We start from the raw sequence: 19,940 nt of genomic DNA on the forward strand, positions 1-19,940 counted from the left end.
GTTTAGAATTGGAATTTGACACTGAAGCCGAGGCTTCTGAGCGACGGCATCATGAAGTAGTCGATGCCCTGGTAGTTCAGGCCCGTCGAGGCGACCGACTCGGGATCGAACGGCGCCTTGCAGTAGATCATCCAGAGGTTGCGCCCCACGAACGAGACGGTCATGCGCATCTTGTCGCGGAACCACCTGGCCGGGAGCGTATAACCGAGCGACAGCTCCTGCAGGCGGAAGTTCGTCGCCGAGTAGAGGTAGTACTGCGGCAGACCCGACTGCGAACCGATGGCCTGATACCACTTCTGGGCGTCGACCATCTCGCGGCCGTTGATCCACACGCCGCCCGCATCGCGCGCCGCGGCCGAGGCCTCCGACACGCCGTAGAGGTCCAAGTTGGCCTGCGTCGCCGAGTAGCACACTCCGCCGATGCGGCCCGTGAAGAGCAGCCCGAGGTTCACGCCCTTCCACGAGAAGTCGTTGCGCCAGGCCAGCGTATGGTCCGGAAAGACCGAGCCGAGGTAGATGTCCTCGCCGTCGTCCGTCAGGAGCAGGTTGCCGCTCTTGTCGACCTCGACATAGCCGTTGTCGTTGAAGCGCAGGTCCGAAGTCGTGTAGAGGTCGCCCAGCGTGCCGCCCTCCTTGAGGATGTACTTCGCCTTGCCCAGCCCCTTGATGTCGAGCTTGGTGAGGTTCAGCGGCTGCCCCGTCACGGGATTCACGGCATTGGCCGCCAGTTCGATGATCTCGTTGCGGTTCCACGAGTAGGTGAAGTTCGTGGCCCAGCGGAAATTCCCCCACCGGTTGTCATAGCCCGCCGAGAGTTCGACACCCGTGTTGCGGACATGGCCCGTCTGCAGGTAGATCGTCGTATAGGAGGACGAGGGAGGCAGCGAGGGGTCGAAGGTCTGGTTCTTCGTGTCGGCCTGGTACCACGATGCCGAGAGGCTGATGTTGCGCCACAGCCGCAGGTCGACACCCACCTCGTAGGTCGTCGTGCGCTCGGGCTTCAGGTCGCCGATCGGATAGTGCGTCTTGTCTTTCCAGACGCGGTTCGTGGCGTCGTACTCGTAGGTCGGGACGGTCAGGTAGCGCGGGAACGGCATACCCACCGAGGCGATCGAGCCGCGGAATTTCAGGTAGCTCAACCCGTCGCCCAGGTCCCACAGCGACGTGGGGACCCACGACAGACCCACCGACGGATAGAAGAACGACGACGAGGAGGAGCCGGCAATCTGCGAAGCCCAGTCGTTGCGGCCCGTGAGGGTCAGGTAGAGCATCTGCTTCCACCCCACCTCGACCGAGGCGAACACGGACTGCGTCTGGTCGTGCCAGCCGGTCTTCTCGGCCCGTTTCTTCGTGTCGTCCAGATCGAAGACGTTAAAGACGTTCGGGAGGCCGTTCTCCTGGATCGGGCCCCGGTACGAGAGTTCGTCGGTCTTCACGTTGTTGATCGAGGCGCCGATGTTGGCCTGCAGCGACCAGTCGTCGCCGAACGTCTTGTCGATATTGAGCATCACGTCGCCGTAGGTCTGCGAGTCGTAGGCCCGCGCTTCGGTGTAGTGGCCGTTCTTGCCGCCGTCCGTAATGGTCGTGTTCGACGACGCGTAGAGTTTCTGCGTATAGAGCGAATTGGCGTTGTCGATGCGGATACGCCCCGTGACGTTCAGCCACGGCAGGATGTCATACGATGCCGAGAAGGAGAGCATGTAGCGCTTCTTGTCCGTATTGCGCAGGTTGCGGTAGGCGATCCAGTAGGGGTTCTGCATGCGGAGGTCGCCGCCCTCCATGTCCGACGACCAGAACTGCTCCATGAGCTTCGTACCCTCGTTGTAGCGCTCGAAACGGCGGTAGAGGTCGAAATTCTCGCCCCGCGGAAAGAGGTAGGCCGAGACCAGCGGGTTCGAATAGACGCCCTGGTTGGTCATGTTCTGGTCCTGCTGGTAGATGTAGCTCGCCGAGGCGTCCAGACGCAGCCGGTCGTGCAGGAAATAGGAGGTGTTGCGGAACGTGAAGTTGTATCGGTCGTACTCGTTGTTGGGGATGATGCCGTCGGAGTTGACCGCCGCAGCCGAGAAGTAGGTCTGGTTGCGGTCCGTACCGCCCGAGAGCGTAAAGGCGTTCGTATAGACATGCCCCGTCTCGAAAAAGTCATTGGGCGTATAGCCGTAGCGGGCCGAAGGGGCGAGCAGCTCACCCCAGCTGTAGATGTTCGACCCGCTGCGGACGCCGTTCAGACCCGTGCCGTAGCGGTTCTGGAACTCCGGCTGCACAAAAGGGCTCAAAAACTCCGTATTGCTCGAGAGCGTCACCTTCAGCGCACCGGCCTCACCCTTCTTCGTCGTGATCATCACGGCACCGTTCGCCGCCTCCGATCCGTAAAGGGCCGCGGCCGCAGCGCCCGTCAGCACCGAGATCGACTCGATATCCTCGGGGTTCAGGTCCGCAATGGCCTCGGTTTCGCCCTTCGAGTCGAACTCCGTGCCGCCGCCACCGCCGAAATTGTACATCGGAATACCGTCGATCACATACAGCGCGTTCGACGACTGCGAGATGGACTTGTTACCGCGCAGCACCACCTTCGTGGCGCCGCCCACGCCCGACGACGACGAGTTGATCGTCACGCCCGCAACCTTGCCGGCGAGCGAATTCATGAAGTTCGCGTCCTTGACCGTCGTGATGTCCGAAGCCTCGATCTGCTGTACGTTGTACGAGAGGGCCTTCTCCTGGCGCTTGATGCCGAGGGCCGTGACGACCACCTGCTCGATCTCCGACGCCGACTCCTGCAGCGTGATGACGAACGACGTGCGCGTGCCGACCGGGACGACGGCTGTCTCGTAGCCCAGATAGCCGATCTCCAGCTGGCGCGAAGCGGCCGGCGCCGGCACCTCGAGGGCGAACCGGCCCTCGGCATCGGTCGAAACGCCGACGGTCGTGCCGCGCACGATCACCGACGCACCGACAGCCGGTTCGCCGTTGGGCAGCCGGACCTCGCCCGAGACGGAGAGAGCCTCCTTGCGCGACGTATCGCTCCGGCGGAACAGCAGGATGTTCGTCCCCTCGACCGAATAGGCGATGTCCGTGCCGCGGACCATCTCGTCGAGGGCCTTTTTCAACGATTCGTTTTCGACTTGTACCGTGACCGGAAGATCGGTATCCACATCGTCCCCGATACCGAAAAGATAACGCGTCTGCTCTTCTATCGCACTGATTACCTGTTCCATCTTGACCCCTTTCTCCCGGATCGTGACCCGGACGTTCTGTGCAAGGACGCCCGACAGGGGAAACAGCAGGGCCGGAACGAACAAAAGAATAGACAGACGGATTTGCTGAATAATCTTTTTATTCATACATTTGTGAGTTAAGGTTCAAATAAAAATCGGTTAGTATTTTTGGCTGAACTGCGGCCTGCGGGTGTGGCAGCACCTGCAGGCCTTTGCGTATCCGCCAAAAAGTCTCGTTTTCTGGTTGATCTACGCAGGATTTATCTCATAGGCAGGCGGTTTTGCGGGTTATACATCAATAAAGTGGAGTTGCGTTACTTGATAATGATCCGGTTTTTCAGATCGTCGTATTCGTAGGTAAAGTCGGACGAGCGCTGCAGGATGCGCAGGATGTGGTCGATCCCCTCCGACGTGCGGACCTTCAGCCGCTTGTAACGGACCTCGGGAAGCGTCGTGCGCCGGACTTCGATCTCCACGCCGTAATAGCGCTCCAGTTTCCCGATGATCTCGGCGAAGGAGTCGCCTCCGAACGAGACGATGCCTTCGGTCCAGAGGTAATCGTCGCGGCTGGTCATCTCGCTCAAATAGAGATGCCCGTTGCGCAGGTCGACGACCGTATTGGGTTCCATCACCAGATACTCGCCGTTCATGCGGTTGCGCACCGAGACGCAGCCTTCGAACAACGCCGTCGAGAAACTCTGCTCCGCCTCGTCCGCCGTGACGTTGAAGTGCGTGCCGTGGACCTTCACGTCGCAGGCGTAGGTCTCCACGATGAACGGATGCTCCGCGTCGTGGTGCACGTCGAACATCGCCTCGCCCTGCAGCTGCACGCGCCGCTCCTTTCCGGTGAAGACCGCCGGATAGGTGATCCGGCTCCGGGAGTTGAGTTCGACGGTCGTGCCGTCGCTCAAGGCGACGCACACGTGCTGCCCGGCCGGCACCTCGATCGACGTCGGCGCCTCGAGCAGCCGGTCGAACCGTGCGGAGAAGAAGAGATAGCTTGCCCCGGCAGCCACGAGCAGGGCCGCGGCAAAGCCCGCCACATAGCGCAGGGGACGCGAGTGGACGATGCGGTAGCGCCAGCTCCGGTCGGCTTCGGGCACCAGGTCCGGTTCGCTCATGATGCTCAACAGGAAGAGGTCGTTCGCCTCGTTGAGCCGTTTCTGGTTCTCGCGGGGATTCTCGTCGAGCCACGCGGCGATCAGGTCGGTCTCCTCGTTGGAGGTCTGCCCGGCAAAGAACCTGAACAACAGTTTATCGGTAATCTCGGTATTCATCGTATTCATAACATAAGTGTTTCTGTCAACCCTTCTGAATATATTGACAACCGAACGGCCGCGATTCCCGCCGGCGGCTGCAAATAAATTTATTTAATAAATTCTGAAAAAATATTAATTTGTCATTATCCTTGAAATACATTGACAACCTGTGTTTTACACCAATCAAGCAACAGATGGCATATTGCATTTTTTTTGTATCTTTGTTTCAAGTAAAAAAACATGCAGCAGACCGAAACAACCGTTTTGACACAGGAGCTGTTCGAGCAGCTTTTCCAGCGGTACGAGCGCAAGCTGTGCGCCGTGGCCTACTCCTTCGTGCGGGATGCCGACACGGCGAAGGACATCGTCAACGACAGTTTCGCGTCCGTGTGGAACCACCGCAACGACATCGAGTCGAACATCGAGGCCTATCTTTTCCAGTCGGTGCGGAACCGCTGCCTGAACTACCGTAAGAACCGGCAGCTCGAGCGGGCCGTCTACGAGAAGATTCTCGTCCGCGAGCGCGGCGTGATGGACTACTACACGCGCACGATCGAGTGCTGCAACCCGAACGAGCTGTTCCGCAGCGAGATCATGGAGATATGCCGCCGCCAGATCGAGCAGATGCCCGAGCTGCGGCGCCAGATTTTCACGGCCAGCAAATTCGACGGCAAAAGTTACAAGGAGATCGCCGACATGAACGGCATCACGATGAAAAAGGTCGACAGGGAGCTGCAATACGCGATCCGCAAGCTGCGGCTCTCGCTGAAGGACTACCTCACGCTGCTCTTCATTTTCCTCTACCTCAAATAAGATGCGCACCCGGACCGAACGTCCGGGCGTTTGGTTTCCGCAGCAGACCCATCCGGCGGGCCGCAAACCGTTCATGCGCAGAGTTGCGGACAAAACGGCGGCAGGCTGCCGCAGCGATTGCCGCGGCAGCCTGCCGTCCATACATACCGACGCCGGAACGGGCCGGGTCCGTGATCAGTTTGTCAGATGTTCCGCACCGCCTCGACAGCCGCCGCGTAATCGGGCTCCTCGGTGATCTCGGGAACCAGCTGTGCGTAGGCTACCCTCCCCTCGCGGTCGAGCACCACGACGGCACGGGCCAGCAGCCCCTTGAGCGGTCCGTCCTCCATGCCGACGCCGTAGTCGCGGCCGAACGCCGCATCGCGGAAGGCCGAAGCGGCCACAACGCGGTCGATGCCCTCCACCGAGCAGAAACGGCTCTGCGCAAAGGGCAGGTCCTTCGATACGGCCACGACGACCGTATCGGGCAGCGAAGCCGCCTCCTTGTTGAACCGGCGCACCGATGCGGCGCAGACCCCCGTGTCGAGACTCGGGAAGATGTTCAGCACCACGCGCTGCCCCTTCAGATCGGCCAGGCGAAGCGGCGAGAGGTCGCCCTTGACCAGCTCGAAATCGGGAGCCGGAGCTCCCACCCGGATGAACTCGCCCTCGAGCTGCACGGGCGCACCCTGAAATTTCGTCTTGGACATGATCGTAACTTCGTTTAAGATTTTTAGGATTCACACTCCATCGGAACGGAAAATCCGCCCGACATATTGCCCTGCAAATACGATTCCGGAATCTCCGCCGCCGGTCAATGCCCCTTCAGGCGGTTGAGCGCACTGCGCGCTTCGCCCGAGGAGCCGAAGTTGGGCTGGATGACAAAGCGGTTCATGCGGTCGATAACGCCCCAGCGGCGCTGCCCGGGCGAGACGATGGCATAGCCGTCGTAGAAGTCGTAGCCCGTCTCGTACTGGGGTGGGATGGCCCACTCGCCGAAGTGGTTGAGATAGCCGACAAGCCCCGTGGCGGGGTCGTCCTGTGCCCAGAGCTCGATCCCGGCATAGCGTCCCGAGGTCAGCGATGTGACCGCATTGCGGATGTCGGACCAGGAGCGGAACCGGGGCTGGATGACAAACTGGTTCAGGCGGTCGATGGCACCGAAGAGGCCCCCGACCTGCACGCAGGCCAGGCCGTCGCTGTTGAAACTCGAAGCACTCTTGTATTGGGGCGGGATCGCCCACATTCCGAGGTCGTTCAGATAGCCGTAAAGGCCCGTGCCGCGATCCTTCGAGAGGGTCAGGTCGCCGCCTCCGGCAAAGGTCATGGTGCCGCCCTGCGTCACCGGCAACATGAGATTCGACAGTGCGGCGCAGGAGACGGACAAAGCTGCCGCCGCCAATGTCAGCAGTTGGATAAAGGGTTTCATGACTTGGTTTTTTTGATGGTAAAGACAAACTTACGAAAAAAAACGCAACGAACCAACCCCGCCCTGGCAGCCCGGGCCGCATTTTCGCCCGGAGGCAGTCTCCGCGTTTCAGATTCCTTACAGATTCCCGCCCCAACTTTGCAGCGGACGGATTGAAAATGCCATAAAATTCGTATTTTTGCACACACTCAACGATTCGACAATGAAACACCTTCTCCTCCTGCTGCTGCTCTGCGGCGCCACGGCGGCCTCGGCCCAGAACCCCGACCGGAACGCAGAACGCTCCCTGCTTGCGCAGACGGTCTTCCCGACCGACTCGCTCGCAACCGATCCCGAGCTGCTCGCGCGCCTGCGCAACATGCCCAACATCGAGGTCGGGCGCGGCATCACGTTCCGTCCGCGCAACAACCTCTTCGAGATGACGCTCCGCTTCCGCATGCAGAACATGGTCGGACTGTCGTTCGACCGCGACTTCTCGCTCACGCAGACCGAGGCGCGCGTCAAGCGGCTCCGCCTGCGCTTCGACGGTTACATCTACTCGCCCAAGCTGGTCTACTCGATCCAGCTGGGATTCACGGCCTACGACGCCGAAGTGCTGCCCAACGGCAACATGAACATCGTGCGCGACGCCATCGTCTACTACGTGCCCAACGCCAAGTGGAACATCGGCTTCGGCCAGACCAAGATCAAGGCCAACCGTGCGCGCATCAACTCATCGAGCGCCCTGCAGTTCGTCGACCGCAGCATCGTCAACAGCCAGTTCAACCTCGACCGCGACTTCGGTATCTTCGGCGAATACAACATGCGCGAGGGCGAGGGTTTCAACCTCTCGGCCAAGGGTTCCGTCACGCTGGGCGAGGGTCGCAACTGGGGTTCGACAGCCAACGGCGGCATGATCTACATGGGGCGTCTGGAGCTCTACCCGCTGGGGCGTTTCTCGGCGAAGGGCGACCTGCTGGAGGGCGACTTCGACCATGAGGAGCAGGTGCGCATCCTGCTGGCCGGCGCCTATGCCTACAACCACAAGGCCACGCGCCTGCAGGGGCCGCGCGGCGCCGTCATGCCCGAGGGTGCGACGCGCAACCTGGGCTCCTACTTCGTGGACTTCATCCTCAAATACCGCGGATTCGCCTTCTACACCGACTTCATGGGCCGCACGTGCGACGACCCGCTCTTCGACGAGGATGCCAACGCCTTCGTCTACAAGGGCTGCGGCGTGAACATCCAGACCAGCTACCTGTTCGACAGCAAATGGGAGGTGGCGCTGCGCAACTCGACACTGCTGCCCGATGCCGAGGTGCGTCGGCTGGCCGGCTACCGCAACTGGAACCAGACGACGCTGGGCGTCACGCGCTACATCATCGGCCACAGCCTCAAGGTGCAGGCCGACCTCTCGTACAACCACCGCAGCGAGTCCCTCACGCCGAACTACAACCGCTGGGAGGTGCGCTTCCAGGTGGAGCTGGGGCTCTGACACAGCTCCACACCCGCCGGGCGGTACAGCACCCGGCCCCGACAGCCCGTCCCCAATGAAACAAGCGGCCCCGCTCGATGCAGGGCCGCTTTTTCTGTTCACAATCCGGAAGCGGACACATTGCCCGCCCCGCAATGCCGGGCGTCCTCTCCGATCCGGAAACGGGTATTTCGCCCACCTTTCCAGCACCGACCGCCACGCGGGCGCGCTCCGTTGCCGGGGCGTCAGAGAATCTTCAGTGCAATGCGGGCGCAGGCCTCGGCATCGGCCAGCGCATGGTGGTGGTGCTGCAGGTCGAAGCCGCAGGCGGCCGAGACCGTGTGCAGCTGATGGTTCGGGAGGCGCTTGCCGAAGACGCGGCGCGAAGCGCGGCACGTACAGTAGAATTCATACCCCGGATAGGGCATGTCGTAGAGGTCGAACGCCGCGCGCAGGCACCCTTCGTCGAAAGGGGCATTGTGCGCTACGAGCGGCAGCCCCTCGATGCGCGGCGCCACGTCGCGCCACACCTCCTCGAAGTCGGGTGCATCGGCCGTATCGGCATAGGTCAGGCCGTGAATCGCCGTCGTGAAGCGGCTGTAGAAGTTGGGGCGCGGGCGGATCAGCCGGTAGAGCGTATCGACCACCTCGCCGCCGCGCACGACCACCACCCCGACCGAGCAGACGCTCGCACGGTGGGCATTGGCCGTTTCGAAATCTATGGCTGCAAAATCCGTCATCGCAGAAGAAATTTTCCGGGAACAAAGATACGCAAATCCGCCGCACGCTGTACCCTTCCGCCCCGACAAAATATCCGCCGTACCCATCCCCCGCCTCCGCCCGCGCGAGATGCGGACAAAAAACGGTCGCACCCCGTCGGGGATGCGGCCGCCATAAAACCGGACCGGAGGATTACTCCTCGTAGTCGCTGTTCGAAAGCGCCGTCACGAACGAGTCGTCGGGCGTGATGCCGCCCTCGCTCTGGGCCTTAACCTCGGCTTCGGTCAGGAAGTCCTCCTCGGCGAACATGATGTCCTCGAAGCGGTTGACCGAGCACTGGTAGGCACCGTAGCTCTGACCCCAATACTTGGCGTAGACGCCCATGATGGCGAGGATGTCGCCCGTCTTACCGTCACGGACGATCGGCTGGCGCGCAAAGCGCGAGTAGCCGCTTGTACGGACCGTAAAGACGCCCGCGGTCATCGTCTGCGTAGGCAGCGAAGCGCCGAAGGTAAAGAGCACAGAACCGTAGAAGTTGCAATGGATGTTGCGCTGCGAGGTCGACGAGAAGAAGTTTTCGTTGGCAGCCCACTTGTACCAGTGCTTGCTCTCCACGGGACGCAGGTCCGTACACATCCACGAGGGATAGAGGTTGCCGTCCACATCGCCGTAGCGGCACGTGATGCCCTTGATGAGCACCATGCGGCCCAGCTTGTCCTGATTAGTCTCACCAAAGAAATCTTCGTAGTTATTCTCGTCAATTACCAGAATTTCCTTATTGACCTTCAGTTGTGTGGCCTCACCGAGGAAGACGCGCTCCTTGATCTCGGCCGGATTCTCCATGTTGGAGTTGGCGTAGAACTTGTGCTCGCCCACCTTGTTGTAGGAGTCCGTCGGGCCCTTGCCAATCGAGAGCATCATGCGGTAGTTGCCCACATAGAGATCAGATATCTTCACGTAGACATAGTGCGTGTCGATTGTGCCGGTCTCACGGTCGTAGTGTCCCATCGGGAAGTCGATGTAGAGACCCGTGCCGAGTTTCACCTCGATGGCGGCCGTCTCGTCGACCAGATGCAGCGACTTGTAGATATTGCCCTCCTCGTCGCTCGACTGAATCTTACCCAAGATATAATACTCTACGGCATCGGCAGGTTTGTCCCAATCACCCGGCACATATCCCGGCATATCCTGGTCATATATGCTCTCGCCATTTGCAAGGGCAGCCATATCCTTATCATATTGAGCCTGAGAGAACCAACCGATATGAGTATACTTCGTATCATCCCAACTGGTATTATCTCCGGTGTGGTTAAGGGTTTTATGCTCCTTTAAGAATAACTGCTTAACCTGCATAATATCCAATTTGGTCATCTCCTCGAAGTCCTTGTCCGTACTGGGCTTGACCGGTTGCGGCGTGTCGAAGTCGTTGTAGCACCCCGCAACGGCCGCCATCACGGCCACTGCGGCGAAAATCCGAAATATCTGTTTCATAGTCGTCATATCGTATTAGAAGCGGAAATATACATTCAGGTAATAGGTCGTACCGAGCAGGTAGAAATACTTCGAATCGAACGGCGAGTAGTACTGGATCGACGCATTGTCGGCATTCACATAGGTGCGGCGCGAAAGACGCATCTGCTCGTAACCGCCCGTGCGGATGTTCTGGTCATTGAGCAGGTTCTTCACCTCGAGGCTGAAGCCGAGCTGGTAGACACGGTGGATATACCACGTCTTGCCGACGCTCAGGCTCATCGTGTAGGCCGGGTCGAAGGTCTCCTGGTCACGCAGCGCATAGAGCGCCTCGGCCTTCACCGGGCCGGGGAGCTGGTTGCTGGCCGACGGACGCAGCACCGTGGCGTAGGCCGAGCTGGTACGGCGCGCGGGGTTCATCGAGAGGTAGATGTTGTTGTAGTAGTTCCAGTCGATCGACGCGAACCAGTTGTTCGGGCCGCGGAAGTTCAGACCCAGATTCAGGGCCGTCTGCGGCGTGCTCTCCACGCGCAGGTCCTTCCACAGCACCTTGTCGCCGCGGAGCACCTCCTCGCTGTTGTCGCGCGTCTGCGTGAAGTCGGCGTTCGACGTGTAGCGGTAGTCGCCCAGGCTCAAAGCACCGTTGAACGAGATGCCGCCCCAGATGGGCACCTGAACACCCACCTCCAGACCGTAGTAGCGCTTGTCGATGCCGCTCATGGCGAAGTTCGTGAACGACGACTGCGTATCGTCGTAGAACGAGATCACCTTCGACTGGTCGGTAATGGTCGTGTAGTAACCCGAGACGCGGGCCGTAATCCACGGCAGGTTGACGCTGTAGGTCAGGTCGGCGCCGAAGACCTTCTCGGTGTCGAGACCCGGCGTCGTCGTGTTGCGGGTACGGGCCGACACGAAGGCGTCGCGGAACTGCGGCGGGTTGACCAGGTAGGCCACGTTCGCCGAGAGGGCATGCGCACCCGAGAAGCGGTACGAGAACTCGCCCTTGAGCTTGTAGGTGAGGTATTCGAGTTTCTCGGAGTCACCGAGCGAATTGTCGGCGAAGAGACCCTTCATCCAGAGACCCTCACGCCACATCGTCGTGTAGCCCACCTCGCCGCCGAGGCTCATCGAGAAGCCGCCGAACGTGCCGCTGTACTGGGCCCATACCTGTCCCTGACGCACGTTGGCGTAGTAGTCGTAGCCGAACTTGTCGCCCTCCTTCACGTGGCGGGCATCGCCGTGCTCCATGTAGTAGAGCAGGTCGTTCTGGTAGATCGCCGGATTGACGTTGCCGTTGTCGCGCAGCGCGAACTTGTCGACGTCGAGCCAGTACTCGGCGCCCAGCAGGTCCTTCACCTCATCGTAGTACTCCGTGCGGTTGATGCGGGCCGAAAGACCGCCGCGCAGCACCGACTGGTTCTTGAACGTATGCGAGATGTTGGCCGCAAAGTTGAAGTCGCGCTGGTCCGTATGGCGCTCCTCGATCATGTAGATACCGCCCTCGCCGGCCTGGTTGCGCAGGTAGTTGCGCTGGTACATCTTGTCGAAGTCGATCATGCTCTTGTTCGGATCGGAAATCCACTCGCGCTTGACCTGCATGGCCAGATCGTTGTACGTGCCCGAACCGATCTCGTCGATCGCTCCGTCGGCCGTCTGGTAGATGCGGTTCTCGTAGTAGCTCGGCAGGTAGCGGTAGTAGTCCGGACGCGGGTCGGGACCGTCGGTCCACGTGAGGGCCGAGTAGCCGTTCTTGCCGAAGCGGTACGAAGCCGCAGCCTGCAGACGCGTGTTGGACGAGATGTCGAAGCCGTAGTTGAGCATCACGATCGGCTCATGGTAGGTACGCACGCGCGTGTTGCGCAGTTCGCCGTTCTGACGGCCCACGTTGGGGTTGTAGTAGTTGTTGCCCAGCAGGTCGTAGGCCTCCTGCGTCGAAGCCTGCTGCGCACCGCGCTCCGTGGGGGCGCCCAGCACGGTCAGGGCCAGCGAATGGCGGTCGCCGCCGAAACGCTTTTCCACCGATCCGAAGTAGCCGTAGGCATTGTAGTAGATGCCGTCCACATAGCCGTTGCCGCCCTGGCGCGTCGAGAACGACAGCGCATACGACCAGCCGTTGTCCAGCATGCCCGAACCGTAGGAGATCATCGCACGGAAACGATACATCGAGCTGGCATTCACGATGCTGGCGCGGAAGCCCTGACGCATCTGCGAGGCGCGGGCGTTGACGTTCGTCGTACCGCCGATGCCGTCGATGCCGAAGCCCGAGGATTTCAGCCCCGAGGTGTTCTCCTGGTTGCGCGTGGCGTCGTTCAGACCGCTCCACAACGACCAGGGGCCGTAGCCGGTCATGGCGTCGTTGAAGCGGATGCCGTTCAGGTAGATGTTCGAATACTGCGAATCGTAGCCGCGGACGTTGAAGCGCATCTCGCTGAACTTGTACGAGGCGATGTTGTTGAAGACATCCTTCGACGAGGAGAGCGACGAGGGCAGCGCCTGCGCATCGGTCGCCATGTCGGAATCGAACTCCGCGAATACCGAATCGTCGATGATGGCCTGCACGTCGGGAATCATCACGACGGAATTCATGTTCTTGACGGTCTTGCCGACGCGCACCGCGATGTCGAGGTTCTCGAACTCGGGGGCTTCGAACTTCAGGCGGTAATCGCCCTCGGGCAGCTGCCCGATGTCGAAATTGCCATGACCGTCCGTCATGACGGCGACGCCGAGCGGCTCGACGACCACCTTTACGTTGCTCAGGGCCGCACGGCCGTCACGCGAAACGACCGTACCCTTCACACCGCCCTCCTGGGCATACGCCCCGAAGCAGACGAGTGTGAGCAGCAGAACGAGTAAATTTCTGATCTTCATATAATACGTTTTGAGTTATTTGCCGATATAGATGAACACGGGGAAGTGGTCGCTGAAACCGCCCTGGAAGTTGTTGCCCACGAACGTGCGCAGCGGATAACCCTTGAACTGACCCTCCTTCTGGAAGAGGTACGGAGCGCGGAAGACGCCGCCGTAGAACTTCGACTTGGCCACGCGCTGCAGCTTCAGCTCACCGGTCGATCCCGTGGCGAGGTTCTCCGAGACGACGATGTTGTCAAAGAGGTTCCACTGGTCGCGGTAGGCCAGCGTGCCGATACCGGCCTTCAGCACCTTGATGTAGGGGTTGTAGTAGTCACCCGGCCGGAGCTCCTTGATCTCGTCGCGCGCGCCGAGCACCTCGACGATGCTCTTGTCGGTGGCATCGTCGTTGAAGTCGCCCATCATCACGACCTTCGTGGCGGGGTTGATCGCCAGCACCGAGTCGGCGGCATGACGCATGATCTCGGCCGCGCGCTCACGCTTGGGCGACGAGGCCTCCTTGCCGCCCAGGCGCGACGGCCAGTGCGCCACCATGAAGTAGAAGGGCTCGCCCTCGATCGTACCCCACATCGTCACGATGTCACGCGTGCGGAAATCGGGCATATCCTCCATCGTGAAGGGAATCGGAGCACTGCCCTCGAGCTTGAAGACGTCGGAGCGGTAGAAGAATCCCACGTCCACGCCGCGGGCGTCGGGCGAATCGTAGTGCACGATGCGGTACTGTGCCGGAGCGAGCTTGGGCGTCGAGGCGACATCCTCCATGACGTTGCGGTTCTCGATCTCCGAGCAGCCGATCACCACGGGATAGTCCTTATCCATGGCTGCGACATCGAAGAGCACACGCGAGAGGTTGTTGAGCTTTTTGTTGTACTTCGTCGAATTCCACTTCTTGGGGCCTTCGGGCGTGAACTCCTCATCGTAGATCTCCGGATTGCGGATCGTGTCAAAGAGGTTCTCGAAGTTGTAGAAAACCACCTTGTAGGGTTTTTGGGCGAACGTGGCCACGATCAACGCGGCAAAAAGCCCTGTAATGAGAATTTTCTTCATACTGGTTATGGTTCATTTAGTGTATGCCCCAGTCGGAGGGGTTGTTCTGCGATTTCACTTCATCGGCGATCGCCTCGTCGAGCATCGTAAAGAACTTGTAGCCGGTCTGCTGCTCGATGTAGTCCACCGATACGATATACTCCTTCAGCCCGTTCTTGCTGGCCGAAGAGTTCTCGGCCCAGTAACCGACCGACTTGAGCTCCGAAGCATCGGTGATCTGGTCGATCCGCTTGCCGGTGCGCCCCGTGCGGGTGCGCAGGAGCACCTTCCAGCAGTATTCCGGCATGGCGACCTTCGTGCCGGACTTGTCCTGGCTCCAGCTCCGCACACCATAGGTGCCCGTCACGATGTAGAGCGTATCGCTGCAGCGCTGCGCCGAAGCGACGGACTCCATGCTGCCCCACGACCCGCTGTTGAAATCCGAGTTCTGCGGCATGATGTTCGTCGAGTAGAAGGTCTGTCGGTTCAACTCGTCGCTGCAGGGGACATAGCGGTGGTTGGACATGCACTGGTGGCCGCGGATGCCGTTCGTCTGCCAGTTCTGATAGGAACCGCGTGTCAGGTCGGCCTGATAGGAGGCCGGCACGTCGGGATCATAGGCCCAGGCGTCGGAACGCACGTAGGTGCCCGACATGTAGCAGTCGTGCAACGGGTAGGCCACCCAGTTGGCGATGCGCTTGGTCTTGTCGAAGCAGATCGTATAGTTGCGGGCCGTGACGGTCGACGTGATGGGCGCGTAATGCGTCACATAGAGGAAATCGTCGTCATCGACATAGGCGGGCAACTCGGCCCAGTCATGGTCCAGATTGGCAGGAATGGTGTAACTCTCCTGGTCGAGCGTCAAGAGGAAGGATTCGCCGCCGTCGAACGTCACGGAGATCTCCGCATGGCGCGAGTCGGTCGTTTCGTTGGCATCCAGGTAGACATATACAACCTGGCGTTTGGTCACGAGCGATCCCGAAGCGGTCGTTGCATTGGTTCTGCGGGAGGTCCAGCACCAGGAGCCGCCTTCCGTAATGGTAATGGTGTAGGAGGTGCCGACCTTGCCGGTCAACACGATTCTGGGTTCGTTCTCATAGCCGCGGGCGACAAGCGATGTCGACTCCGAGTCGAAGAACAATGCGGAACAGGCGGGATTCTCCTCTCCACCCTTCGAAGAGCTGCAAGCACCGAAAGTTAAGACGAGGATCGCGGCAAACAACGCACATCCCCACGGCTTCAGCATCCCGATCTTCAATGTCATCTGCGAAAAAAAGTAGAGAAAAAATCAACCCCCGACGAGACGGGTGCCCCGTCGAGGGTTGATTCTGGATTAACGGTTAATCAATAGAGCTGGATACCGGCAACAACGGCACGGGGAGCCGAGCTCGATTCGTTAGTGAAATTGGGGCTGGTCGAGATCGTAATCGTCGACGAAGCAGTCAGGCCCGTCACGTCGAGCGTGTAGTAATCCGAATCCGATACCGTGATGGTGAAGGGAGGATTACCCGCAGCACCGTCGTTGGCCACAAGAGCCGTGCCGTCAGACGTTACCGAACCGCCGCCGTTCACACGGACATAGAGCGTGGCGGACTTGCCCTTCCAAGCCACGGCGTAGAACGAGAGCTTCTTCGATCCGGTGACACCTACGGCCTGCGAGGTGAAGTAGCCGCTCTTGCTGCTGGTTCCGAGCTTCACGCCCGAAGCCTCCATGCCGTTGAAGGTGGTCGAGTTGCCCAGCGTATAGGAGGCCGACGGAGAGTCGTCCTTCGTGCTGGTGAAGATGTCCATCGAGGTGTATGTACCCTTCGTATCGTTACCCGACGAGACGCCGCTCTGCGTCAGCGCCACGGTGCGGGTCACGACAGCCGAACCGGACTTCATCAGCTTGACGGTCAGCGTGGCGTTGATCGCCGACTCGGAGGTATTCTCCCCGGCTGCGACCGTCACCGTCGTACCGCTTACCGATACCGAGAACTTGGCGTTGTCGGCCGAAGCCTCGATCGTGCATCCGTCGGCATTGCGCGTCGTGACCGTCACGCTCTTCTCACCGCCGGCTGCCGGGAACGACAGCGACGCGGGATCCACCGTCATCTCGGGATCGGTCGACGGATTGGTCTCCTCGACGCTGTACGGCAGCACGTTCACGTACCTGCTGCTCGACGTGCCCACAAAGTAGCCCTTGACGAGGACATCCCGGCCGTCGTAGGCGGCGACCGTCGAATTGTCGATGTACTTGATCGAACCGACGGCCGTCGAAGCGCCGGGGATCGTCACGTTGACATAATTGCCGCTGATGGCGAGGTTGCCCTGGAAGGCGATCTCCGTGCAGACGGGCGTGCCCGACAACAGGGCGTCCATGGCGGCGCCGTCCTTCTGGGCCGGGTTGTACGACCACGAGTTGCCCGTCGAGAGCACCTCCACCTCGGCCGAAGCCGAGAACTGCGGCGTGGACTGTGCATTGTAGAGGGTCACCTCGCCCGAGATCGATATCTTCTCACCGACCGAGCGCTCGTTGCCGTTGTGGTAAACCATCATGGCACCCGTATTGTCGGCGATGATGTAGGCCTGCCGACCACGGGCAACGACCGTACCCTCGGTCTTGTAGGTGCCTTCGGTCGTGATCTCGCCGATGGGCGTCTTTTCCGGATCGGGATCGGGATCGGTCGAACCACCGACCTCCTCGACGCTGTACGGCAGCACGTTCACGTACTTGCCGCTCGACGTGCCCACGAAGTAACCCTTGACAACAACGTCCTTGCCGTTGAACTGGGAAATCGTCGAGTTGTCGATGTACTTGATCGAACCGATGGCCGATGCGGCGCCGGGGATCGTCACGTTGACATAGTTGCCGTCGACAGCGAGGTTGCCCTCGAACTCAATCTCCTTGCAGACGGGCGTTCCCGACAGCAGGGCATCCATGGCGGAAGCATCCATCTTGGTCGGGTTGTACGACCACGAGTTGCCCGTCGAGAGCACCTCCACCTCGGCCGATGCCGAGAACTGCGGCGTGGACTGCGCATTGTAGAGGGTCACCTCGCCCGAAATCGAAATCTTCTCACCCACCGAACGCTCGTTGTCCTTGTGGTAAACCATCATGGCACCCGTGTTGTCGGCGATGATGTAGGCCATCTTGCCGCGGGCCACGACCGTACCTTCGGTCTTGTAGGTGCCTTCGGTCGTGATCTCGCCGATGGGCGTCACATCCGGGTCGGGATCGGGCGTCGTGCCGCTCATGAAGTCGGCAATATCCTTGGTGCTGCGCGGCGAAACCTGTGCGGCACCCTTGTAGAGGGCGGCATAGCCGGTGATCGTGCCGGTGACACCCGCAACGAACTGCTGGTCGGCCCAGGGAGCGCCCTGCGACGTGTATACCGTCACAGAGGTACCGTTCTGCGTGAAGGTCTTGGTGCCGTTCCACGTCGATGCCGTGCTGGGCGACGTTACGTTCTTAATCGAAATGGGCATGGCCTGGAAGTCGGTGATCTGGTCGGGAGCAATCTCCACGGGCGTTACCGTTGCCGTGCCGATTTTCTCGACTACGACCCACGAGGCGCCCTGCGAACCCGTCACCTCATAGAGTTTGTTGTAAGTGGTCACGCGGGCCTCGCCGGCCTTCAGCGTCACCTTCACCTTGTCACCGGCCTTGAACGTGAAGCCTTCGTCTGCCGGGTTGGTATAGATACCGCTGCCGTAGAGCGTGATGCCGTTCTTGGCGGTCGTGGCGCCCTCGGTCATCAGCTGCAGATTGTTCGAGGTCGTGTTGCCGCCATCCTTGTCGGTTACGACGACAGCCTCGAAGTAGTAGTCGTTCGCCTCGTCGATCACCTGCTGCTCGCTGCCGGCGGCCTCGCACAAGGCGATCAGTTCGGGAATCGTCGTCTTGACAGCGTCGCCCGGCTCCGGCTCTTCGCCGCCGTCGAACGAAACCTGCTGTCCGCCGTTGCCGGCCGAAAGGATCACGTCATCGAGACGGTGAGCGCCGCTCAACGTCGACGAGAAGCGGATGTAGAGCGTCGTCACGCCGTCGGGCAGCGTGAAGTCTGCCGTAGCAAGGTCCCAGCGGCCGTTCGGATCGACACCCTTGGCGAAGCTGTAGGTCAGCGGCGACGACCAGTTCGTGCCGTTGTTGCTCAACTCGACCTTGAACTCGTCGTGGTTGAACGTATTGTCGCTTGCGCCGTAGAGGTAGCGCTCCGTACCGAACGAGAGCGAGAGGTTCTTCTCCGAGACGGCAATCTTCTCAATCGTTACCACGCCGTTCGTACCGAAGAGCAGGTTATTGTTGCCCGAGCCGGCATAATCCGAATACTGGCTGTCCGAAGGCGAGTTGCTGCGCACGCTGACGCCCGACGTCGTGTAGGTCACGTTGGCGGCGCCGCTGCCGGTCTGGTTCTTCCAGCCCTCGAACTCATCGGCATAGGGCCACTTGCCGTCGGTCTGCGATGCGACCTCCTTGTCCAGGTTGTTGAAATAGATGGCATTCTCCGGGTCCGGACCTACGGGATCATCGGGCTCCTCGGTGAAGTCGAAGGTGATGGCCTGACCGCCCGCACCCTCGAGCAGCGTCACGTCATCGAGACGGTGAGCACCGCTCAACGTCGACTTGAAACGCACATAGAGCGTTGTGGTGCCCTCGGGCAGCGAGAAGTCCGCCGTAGCGAGGTCCCAGCGGCCGTTCGGATCGACACCCTTGGCGAACGTATAGGTCAGGGGAGCCGACCAGTTCGTACCGTCGTTGCTCAGCTGCACCTTGAACTCGTCGTGGTTGAACGTATTGTCGTCCTGACCGTAGGCGTAGCGCTCCGTACCGAACGAAAGACGCAGGTTGACGCTGTTCACGGCAATTTTCTCAATCGTGAAGTTCGAGTTCGAGCTGAACAACAGGTTGTTCGTACCCGAACCTGCGTAGTCCGAGAAATTGGCATCCGAAGGCGAGTTGGTGCGTACACTGATGCCCGAGGTCGTGTAGGTCACGTTCTCGATGCCGTAGCCGGTCTCGTTCTTCCAGCCCTCGAACTGGTCGGTATAGGGCCACGACGAGCCGCTGCCGTAGGTCTGCGTGGCAGCCTCCTTGTCGAAGTCGTTGGCGTAGGCAATCTCACCCGTGGGCGCCTCGTTGCCGGCGACCTGCGACACGGCGATCGACTGCTCGGCCGTACCCCAGTTGCCGAATTCGGCGTGGATCAGCGTAAAGGAGATCTTGCCCTCGCGCGAGTTCGTACCCGCAGGCAGTTCCTGAACCGTTACGGAAATCGTCCCGTTGCCGCGGCCGTTCATCGGTTCGACCGTTGCCCAGCTCAAATCGGAAGTTACGACTTTCCATTCGCAGTTGGCCTTGATGTCCACGGTCTGCGTCTTCTCCGTTGCATCGGTAAACACGAGCGACTGGGTCGAGACGCTCAATGTCGGCATCGGAGTTTTGTCGTCGGTTTCCGAACATCCCGTAAAAGCCGTGGCGGCTACGAGGAACAGAGCTCCGAAAACAAATCTGAAAAGATGTTTACTCATAAAAGTTTTTGATTAGGGTTATAAACTAACAGTTGTTTATTAAAAAAACTTACAAATTTTCCGTTTTTCAAAGGTGAAACTTACACAAAGGTAAACCGTTTTTTCGGAAATAAAAAAGATTTGAGGACATATTTCACAACAATATTTAATTTTTCGGGCAAAAATCCTGAATTTGAACCATTCAGCGGCCGAAACGG

The 19,940-nt window shown here is 60.1% G+C and carries 12 protein-coding genes; 2 read left to right on the plus strand and 10 right to left on the minus strand.

The window, feature by feature from the left end:
* Positions 1 to 2: 2 nt before the first annotated feature.
* Positions 3 to 3,215, minus strand: coding sequence for a TonB-dependent receptor (locus Q1Y33_RS02735; RefSeq protein ID WP_300798027.1), 3,213 nt, complete (start codon positions 3,213 to 3,215; stop codon positions 3 to 5).
* A 314-nt stretch (positions 3,216 to 3,529) separates the two neighbouring features.
* A complete protein-coding gene (locus Q1Y33_RS02740; protein WP_300798030.1) occupies positions 3,530 to 4,501 on the minus strand; it encodes a FecR family protein in 972 nt (323 codons plus the stop codon).
* Positions 4,502 to 4,714: 213 nt separating this feature from the next.
* On the opposite strand from Q1Y33_RS02740, the gene Q1Y33_RS02745 reads away from it, so the two are divergent.
* Positions 4,715 to 5,287 carry an RNA polymerase sigma-70 factor gene (locus tag Q1Y33_RS02745; RefSeq protein ID WP_300798032.1) on the plus strand — a complete coding sequence of 191 codons (573 nt, stop codon included), beginning with the start codon at positions 4,715 to 4,717 and terminating at the stop codon, positions 5,285 to 5,287.
* Between the two features lie 182 nt (positions 5,288 to 5,469).
* Here the strand turns inward: Q1Y33_RS02745 and tpx are convergent, their stop codons facing one another.
* On the minus strand, positions 5,470 to 5,976 hold the full coding sequence (gene tpx, locus Q1Y33_RS02750; protein WP_300798034.1) for a thiol peroxidase: 507 nt from the start codon (positions 5,974 to 5,976) through the stop codon (positions 5,470 to 5,472).
* A 104-nt stretch (positions 5,977 to 6,080) separates the two neighbouring features.
* Complete coding sequence (locus tag Q1Y33_RS02755; RefSeq protein ID WP_300798036.1) at positions 6,081 to 6,695, minus strand: WG repeat-containing protein; 615 nt, start codon at positions 6,693 to 6,695, stop codon at positions 6,081 to 6,083.
* Positions 6,696 to 6,897: 202 nt separating this feature from the next.
* Between Q1Y33_RS02755 and Q1Y33_RS02760 the strand changes: the two genes are divergently transcribed.
* Positions 6,898 to 8,169, plus strand: coding sequence for a porin (locus Q1Y33_RS02760; protein WP_300798038.1), 1,272 nt, complete (start codon positions 6,898 to 6,900; stop codon positions 8,167 to 8,169).
* Positions 8,170 to 8,393: 224 nt separating this feature from the next.
* Here Q1Y33_RS02760 and Q1Y33_RS02765 read toward each other — a convergent pair whose 3' ends face one another.
* The 6 genes from Q1Y33_RS02765 to Q1Y33_RS02790 all read right to left on the minus strand — a co-directional run bounded on the left by Q1Y33_RS02765 (position 8,394) and on the right by Q1Y33_RS02790 (position 19,647).
* Positions 8,394 to 8,888, minus strand: a complete 495-nt coding sequence (locus Q1Y33_RS02765) for a 3'-5' exonuclease (protein WP_300798040.1) — start codon at positions 8,886 to 8,888, stop codon at positions 8,394 to 8,396.
* A gap of 172 nt (positions 8,889 to 9,060) precedes the next feature.
* Positions 9,061 to 10,359, minus strand: coding sequence for a DUF5689 domain-containing protein (locus Q1Y33_RS02770; RefSeq protein WP_300798042.1), 1,299 nt, complete (start codon positions 10,357 to 10,359; stop codon positions 9,061 to 9,063).
* A 15-nt stretch (positions 10,360 to 10,374) separates the two neighbouring features.
* Positions 10,375 to 13,206 carry a TonB-dependent receptor gene (locus Q1Y33_RS02775; RefSeq protein WP_300798044.1) on the minus strand — a complete coding sequence of 944 codons (2,832 nt, stop codon included), beginning with the start codon at positions 13,204 to 13,206 and terminating at the stop codon, positions 10,375 to 10,377.
* A 15-nt stretch (positions 13,207 to 13,221) separates the two neighbouring features.
* Positions 13,222 to 14,253 (minus strand): endonuclease/exonuclease/phosphatase family protein, encoded by a 1,032-nt coding sequence (locus Q1Y33_RS02780; RefSeq protein ID WP_300798046.1) that lies wholly within the window; start codon positions 14,251 to 14,253, stop codon positions 13,222 to 13,224.
* A 16-nt stretch (positions 14,254 to 14,269) separates the two neighbouring features.
* Positions 14,270 to 15,496, minus strand: a complete 1,227-nt coding sequence (locus tag Q1Y33_RS02785) for a DNA/RNA non-specific endonuclease (protein WP_300798048.1) — start codon at positions 15,494 to 15,496, stop codon at positions 14,270 to 14,272.
* Between the two features lie 80 nt (positions 15,497 to 15,576).
* Complete coding sequence (locus Q1Y33_RS02790; RefSeq protein WP_300798050.1) at positions 15,577 to 19,647, minus strand: DUF5689 domain-containing protein; 4,071 nt, start codon at positions 19,645 to 19,647, stop codon at positions 15,577 to 15,579.
* Between the last annotated feature and the right edge of the window lie 293 nt (positions 19,648 to 19,940).

The sequence above is a fragment of the uncultured Alistipes sp. genome, from assembly GCF_949296715.1.
Lineage (GTDB): Bacteria > Bacteroidota > Bacteroidia > Bacteroidales > Rikenellaceae > Alistipes.